Raw genomic sequence first — 6027 nt, forward strand, 5'->3', positions numbered from 1 at the left:
AGCGCGTTGGCGAAGGCGAGCTCGGCCGCCGAGCCGCGCGGACCCATGATCAAGTCGATATGCGCAACTTCATTGCCGTCGCCGACCAGCGACTCGCCAACCAGCATCTTGTTGATTACTGCCATGTTTTCCTCCCAGAATTCCTCATGACGGCGCGCGCGCCATTTGGCTTTCGAGCGCCCTACCCCTCTTCGGCGCCGAGCGAAAAGAGCCCGATCAGACCGGTGGCCAGATAGCCGCGAGACTATCCCGCGCGCGCGGACTCAACCATTTTTGTGCGGGCTTGCCAAGATGGCCGCCAGATAATCGGCGAAAAGAACCGCGACGGTCAGATCGGCGCTCGTGCCCGGATTCAATCGACGCTGCTTTAGGGCGCGATCGAATTCCAGCGCCAGTTCGAACGCCGCCTCCCGGGCGTCGGCGCTCTTGAGAGTCTTTTCAAAAAGGGCCGCCTCGCCGCGGACCGTTTCGGCGGCGGCGAGCCCATGCTTGCGCGCAATATGACTGTCGGGAAAGGCGGCGAGGAGGGCGGCATAGACGCTGAGCGTTGCAAGCGGCGCGTCTGCGCCTCCTCGTCGCGCGTCGGCCAACGTCTCAAGGCCGACGTCGAAAATATCGGCGAAATCGTTGGCGTATTGCCAGGCGATGCGGTCACGGCCAGCAGCGGCGCGCATCGCCTCGAGCAGAGTCGTTTCAGCCGGCGCATGGACGTCATGCTCGGGCGCCGCTCCGAGCCCCGCCGGCTGCGCCTGGGCGATGGCGCGAAAGGCGGCGGCGGCGTCTTCTAAATCGAGCGCCTGCAGAACGCGCCGGGTCTCCCTGCGCAGATCGGCGCTTTGCGCGGCCGCGGCGGCCTGCGCCAGCGGCGCGCAGAGCAGAATAATGCCGAGATTGGTGTTTTGTCCGACGCGCGCCCATGTCGCCTCGACAGCGCCTTCGATGCGCGCGCCGACGGTCGAGCGCGCCGCGGCGATGAAGGGCGCGGCGGCCTTTGCGCTGGCGAGGAAGTCCGCCGCGGTCATGCCGTGGCCGTCAGCGAAGACATGGACGTTGCCGGGCTTTGGGGCCTGAAGCTCCGCCTCGCAGGCGGCGACGAAGCCGGTCGCGATCTCTTGCGGGGCGACCGGGAAAGTCGCCACGTCAGACGCGCAGTCGCGCATGCGTCATCTGCGCAAGCGCGTCGGCGGCGAGTCGGTCGGCGATCGAGAAGGGCGTCACCCGCTGCAGTCCGCTCCAGCCCGCCATGCTGTTGACTTCGAGAATGAGCGGTTCGTCTTCGTGATCATTGATGATGTCGACGCCGGCGAAATCGACGCCGAGCGCTTTTGCCGCGGCGAGAGCGATTTCCGCCTCCCGCTCTGACGGTTCGACGGCGAGCGGCTTCGCGCCTTGCCGCACATTGGTGATCCAATGGCTCGAACGCCGGCGCATGGCGGCGACGATGTCGCCGCGCGAGACGAGAATGCGCATGTCTTCGAACGGCGGCCGGGCCGGGCCGACGAAGCGTTGGAGATAGAATACGCCGCGCGCGTCGTGAAGCGACGGCAGATCGCTTTCGCGCTCGATCAGCCGCAGACCCCACCCCTGCGCCCCGAAGAGCGGCTTCATCACGAGTGGACCCTTGCCGCATTCGCGCCGCGCGACGGCGCGCGCCTGCGCGAGACTCTGCGCGGCGAAAGTCTCAGGCGTCGGCAGTCCGGCCTGCGCCAGCAGGAAGCTCGCCATGGATTTGTCGGTGCAGCGTTCGATCGCGCGCGCGCTGTTGACGACCGGGACGCCGAGATCTTCCAGAGCATGCAGAACGCCGAGCCGCATGGTGATCGCCTCTAACGAACCGTCGCCGATGGCGCGAACGATGGCGAGATCGGGAAGCTCGCGAAATCCCGGGATGACAAGTCCGTGAGCGCGGCCCGTCTCGATCTTGCAGGCGGAGAGCCGCACGGCGACGGGCGTCGCGCCCTGCGCCCGAAAGGCGCGGAGCGTTCGAACCACATGCCAGTCGAGCTTGTCGGTGAAGATCGCCACACGGGGGCTCCCGCCTCCGCCTCGAGAGGGGAGGTCGAGCGCCGAAAGCGCTCGGGTGGGGGTGAGAAAAGCCGCCGTCATTTGACTTTGTCGCCCCACCCCGGCGCTGCGCGCCGATTCTTCCCGTTCAAGGGGAGGAAATTGCGCGCGCGTCACCCAAACGATTTATCGAGCAGCGCCAGATTGACTTCGCCCGCGCGGAAGGTCTCGCCCGTCTCGACCGCCGTCACCAGCGCTTCGGCCGGCGAGAACAGGCTGCCGTCGATCTTATAGAAATCGCCTTTATACGCTTTGAAAATCTCCGCGAACGGGCGCCCATAGTCGCGCGATGTTTCGCTCGGCAGTTTCTCGGCAAGCGCCTTGGCGGCGGCGGCCGAGCCTTTCACGAACAGATGGGCGCGCCCCGCGTAAATGATCGCGTCATTGGTGCGGCCCATCGCCTGCACGAAGTCGGGGTGGGGCGGCGAGAGCGGCGCGGTGGCGACGCCGTCGATGATGTCGTCGAGCGGAAAATGCAGCTCATGCGCCTTGTGCAGCGCAACTTCGAGCACCCGTCCGACCACCTGGACGCCGCCAGCGAGCGATTGCGTCGGCGCATAGATGAAGGCGACCTTGTCCGGCGACACGCCCGAGCGCGAAGCGACTTTCTCAACGACCTCCTTGGGCGGAGGAGAACCGCTTTCGAGGACGATGGTCACGCGGTCGGCGAGATCTCGGTAGGACAGCTCGTCAAAAAGCTTTTCGGCGCGGGCCTGAGCGCGGCCCGGTCCCGAACCCAGCGCGAAGAATTTCTCGTGGCTCAGGCTCCAGCCGGCGTATTGGCTGGCGAGGCAGGCGACTACCGGGTCGGCGCTCGTCACTGTCAGCCAGAACGGCCATTTCGGCGCGGCTGGCGCGTGCGAAAGGGTGACGCGTCCCAGCCCGCCCATGCAGATCTCGGTCAGCAGCAGGCCAGCCTCTATGCCGCCCGGGACCTTGGCGCCAGCGTCGATCAGCAGTTCGCCGAGACTGCCGCGCTCGATCGAGACCCGATACTGCGCCGCGCCCGCGACGAGACGATCGACCAGCACGCCTGCTAGGGCGTTGACGCTTTCAGTCGTGCGGCCGGTGACATTGAGGCTTCCGCTCACTTGTGGTCCTTCCCCTCTTTCGCTCTGTGGCGCTTTGCGCCCTCTCCCGGCCGTTCTAAGCAGCGAGCCTGCGGCCGGTTCGCGCCGCGGAACTTATCGAGCTTTGCGCCGAAACGAAAGATGGACAGCGTCGCAGCATGTTCCGCCGGATCGTCTCCGGCGTCGATGGGGCAAACCACATTCGGAGAACGGGAGATGCAATTTTTCAATCTTTTTCTGTCTAGGAAGGAAACCAATCGGCAGCTGAAGCGTTGACCCTCGCCTGTGTGTTTGCGCACATCCGCGGGCGGTTTTTAGTGATGGGCTACAGACATTATTTCGCTGGGGGGATGAACGATGGATTTGCAGCCGACTGACCGGAACGCCGCGGAGCGCACAGCCGGAGGCCTTGCGTTGAACGACGTGATTTACGTCGCGCTCGCCATCGCGGTCATTCTTTTCGGCAATGTGGCCCTTGTCCGCGCCATGGATGTCGCGTTGGATACCTTGGTTCGCTGATCCCGCCGCTTCGTCGGTCTTTGAAAGCCCGCTTAGTGCGGGCTTTTTGCGTTTTATGGGCTCTGCGACAGCAAAGCCATTGAGCTAGATTAAGGAATTTTGACTGCGCTGAATTGCTGTGACGCCATAGAACAGGCTCCCATCCTTCGTTGGCCTCCTCTCGGACTGCAACATCTCGAAAGATTTCAACGGCGCAGGCTCAAACTCCCGACCTGAGTTCGCGGTGGCGCGTTCTGCACCGTTTTTGGCAGAACTGGCGTGCTGCGCCGAAAGTCGTTGAAACACAGGATCGCGTCACGCCAGTTCCCATCTTTCACCTGCGGAGGCTGCGATGGTCAAAGCGTCACAACAACACGCCAGAAGCCAGTGGATCAATGTTGACGCCTTGTATGCGGCGGGCGTCTTGATCTGGATCGTCGTCGTCTGGGCATGCGCCTATTACGTCGCAAGCGATGCGATCGCCGATGAATCGGCGGGCGTAGGCGGCAACAGCTTTCTCCTCGCTTCCAGTCTCGCGACGGCGGGATTGATTACGGCTTTTTCCCTCAGAGAGTTTTTTGTCGCCTACAAGCGCTTGGGCGGCAAAGAGGCGCGCAACCGGCGGGAGTAAGGCGATGACCAAGGTTGGATTGTTTGTGACGCTCGAGGCGCAACCCGGAAAAGAAATGCAGTTCGCGCAGTTTCTCATCGGCGCTTTAGAACTGGTCGAGGCCGAGCCCGACACGACCGCATGGTTTGCGGTTCGCACGGGGCCCTCGACCTTCGCCATCTTTGACGTTTTTCCCGACGACAAGGGCCGCGCGGCGCATCTTTCCGGCGAAGTCGCGAAATCGCTGATGGCGAAAGCGCCGGAACTTCTTGCCAAACCGCCGTCGATCGAGAAGATAGACGTTCTCGCCGATAAACTCCCGGCAGCCCCTGAACTCGTCCGCGGGTGACTGCCGCTGAGGAGGGACGGGCCGCTGGCTCAGCTTCGGGCTGCAACGGGCTCGACCATGGAAGTTATCGTCCTCGGTTATGACGGTTGCCTTGGCGCCGGTTTGATCGGCGCCGTGGACATGCTGAAGCTAGCTTGGCTCACGATTTCCAAGGACGAAAATCGCGAGCCGATCAGCGTCTCCACGGCGAGTTTCGATGGACAGCCAATTCAGGACAGTAGCGGTCGTCTGCTCATCGTAGACGGGAGCATCACCGCCGGTACTGCGAGCGCCGTCATTGTTCCAGGCTACCTTTGTGACGACGGCGATCGCTTTCTCGGCGAAGCGTCGATCGCGGCGGCGGCTGCTTGGTTGCGGCGCCAACATGCGCTCGGCGCATTGATATGCGGCTCATGCAGCGGCGTTTTTTTGCTTGGCGAAGCGGGCCTGCTCGATGGCCGACGCTGCACGACGACTTGGTGGCGACACGACGAGTTGAGGGACCGCTATCCACGCGCGGACGCCCAATGGGGCGCTGCGCTGCTTGAGGACAGCCGCGTCGTCACGGCTGGCGGCCCTCTGTCGTGGATAGATCTTTGTCTACATGTGATACGAGCGCTGTACGGCGCCTCCGCCGCCAAGATCGCCGCCGACTTCACGGTCGTCGACACTGTTCCGTCAACGCAATCTAACTATGTTCCACCCGGTCATCTGGCCGCGTCGGACCCGTTTCTACTGAAGGCTGAACACATTATTCGGCAGGCGGGCGACGCTCCGTTGACCGTGCTAGGCCTCGCGCGTGGGCTCGGCACTTCGGTTCGAACATTGCACCGCCATCTCCAGCACGCGTCAGGCGAGACGCCAAAGCGATTCATCGAACGCGTTCGCTTTGAAGCCGCAAGAACCCAGCTCGAAACGACGACGCACTCCGTAAAGAGACTGGCGGCGAGCGCTGGCTACGCTGACGAAGCAAGTTTTCGCCGCGCGTTCTCGCGATATTCCGGAATGACGCCTGGCGCTTACCGGAGATGGGCCCAAGCGCGCAAAAATAGTTGGCGGCTCACGTAAGCGCTAGGAGGCGCCATCGCGACAAAGCTCCAGCCTTTCTTCCTAGGTCGTTGCCTCATGTGCAACAGCGTTGTCGCTGTCCGATATTGCCCGACTAATGTCTAGTCCGGCGCGCTGCAAAGCGCTGCTTTGCGCGCAATCCTGAAGGCCGCCGAAAAATTATCGTTGTTTTTCGGTCGAACTGAAGGAGAGAAAAATGAGCGAAACTACCCAATCGGCGGTAGGCGCCATAGAGCGCGCCGAACCAATCGTAGATTTGAGAGGCATGTGGATCGGCTTGGCCGTTTTGAACGGCTTTTACCTTGTGGTCCGGATTTACGAGCAGATTTTTGGCTGGCGCGCCGGCCTTGATTCGTTTGCTCCGGAATTCCAGACCTATTGGATGTCGA

Annotated in this window: 9 protein-coding genes; 5 read left to right on the forward strand and 4 right to left on the reverse strand. The window is 63.0% G+C overall.

The window, feature by feature from the left end; translation table 11 throughout:
- From QZ964_RS12730 to mch, 4 genes are all read right to left on the reverse strand, one after another.
- Window positions 1-125: formaldehyde-activating enzyme (locus QZ964_RS12730; RefSeq protein WP_292532040.1), on the reverse strand; the 125-nt coding region annotated here is incomplete at its 3' end.
- Window positions 126-263: 138 nt separating this feature from the next.
- Window positions 264-1139, reverse strand: coding sequence for a triphosphoribosyl-dephospho-CoA synthase (locus QZ964_RS12735; protein ID WP_292532032.1), 876 nt, complete (start codon window positions 1137-1139; stop codon window positions 264-266).
- A gap of 1 nt (window position 1140) precedes the next feature.
- Window positions 1141-2106: a RimK family alpha-L-glutamate ligase gene (locus QZ964_RS12740; protein ID WP_292532033.1), complete on the reverse strand. Its 966-nt coding sequence runs from the start codon at window positions 2104-2106 to the stop codon at window positions 1141-1143.
- Between the two features lie 71 nt (window positions 2107-2177).
- Entirely contained in the window at window positions 2178-3155 is a 978-nt protein-coding gene (gene mch, locus QZ964_RS12745; protein ID WP_292532034.1) for a methenyltetrahydromethanopterin cyclohydrolase, read from the reverse strand.
- 336 nt (window positions 3156-3491) lie between these two features.
- Between mch and QZ964_RS12750 the strand changes: the two genes are divergently transcribed.
- From QZ964_RS12750 to QZ964_RS12770, 5 genes are all read left to right on the forward strand, one after another.
- A complete protein-coding gene (locus tag QZ964_RS12750) occupies window positions 3492-3653 on the forward strand; it encodes a hypothetical protein (RefSeq protein WP_292532035.1) in 162 nt (53 codons plus the stop codon).
- Between the two features lie 331 nt (window positions 3654-3984).
- A complete protein-coding gene (locus QZ964_RS12755) occupies window positions 3985-4263 on the forward strand; it encodes a hypothetical protein (RefSeq protein ID WP_292532036.1) in 279 nt (92 codons plus the stop codon).
- Between the two features lie 4 nt (window positions 4264-4267).
- Complete coding sequence (locus QZ964_RS12760; protein WP_292532037.1) at window positions 4268-4591, forward strand: antibiotic biosynthesis monooxygenase; 324 nt, start codon at window positions 4268-4270, stop codon at window positions 4589-4591.
- Between the two features lie 57 nt (window positions 4592-4648).
- Complete coding sequence (locus QZ964_RS12765; RefSeq protein WP_292532038.1) at window positions 4649-5638, forward strand: GlxA family transcriptional regulator; 990 nt, start codon at window positions 4649-4651, stop codon at window positions 5636-5638.
- 196 nt (window positions 5639-5834) lie between these two features.
- Window positions 5835-6027 (forward strand): methane monooxygenase/ammonia monooxygenase subunit C (locus tag QZ964_RS12770; protein WP_292532039.1); only part of this gene is annotated, 193 nt, incomplete at its 3' end.

Origin of the sequence: Methylocystis sp. (assembly GCF_021731785.1) — a bacterium.
In the GTDB taxonomy this organism is placed as follows: Bacteria; Pseudomonadota; Alphaproteobacteria; order Rhizobiales; family Beijerinckiaceae; genus Methylocystis.

Coding starts and splice junctions, on each gene's coding strand:
- QZ964_RS12740 (WP_292532033.1), bottom strand. CDS start 2,106: ATGACGGCGGCTTTTCTCACCCCCACCCGAGCGCTTTCGGCGCTCGAC.
- QZ964_RS12750 (WP_292532035.1), top strand. CDS start 3,492: ATGGATTTGCAGCCGACTGACCGGAACGCCGCGGAGCGCACAGCCGGA.
- QZ964_RS12755 (WP_292532036.1), top strand. CDS start 3,985: ATGGTCAAAGCGTCACAACAACACGCCAGAAGCCAGTGGATCAATGTT.
- QZ964_RS12760 (WP_292532037.1), top strand. CDS start 4,268: ATGACCAAGGTTGGATTGTTTGTGACGCTCGAGGCGCAACCCGGAAAA.
- QZ964_RS12765 (WP_292532038.1), top strand. CDS start 4,649: ATGGAAGTTATCGTCCTCGGTTATGACGGTTGCCTTGGCGCCGGTTTG.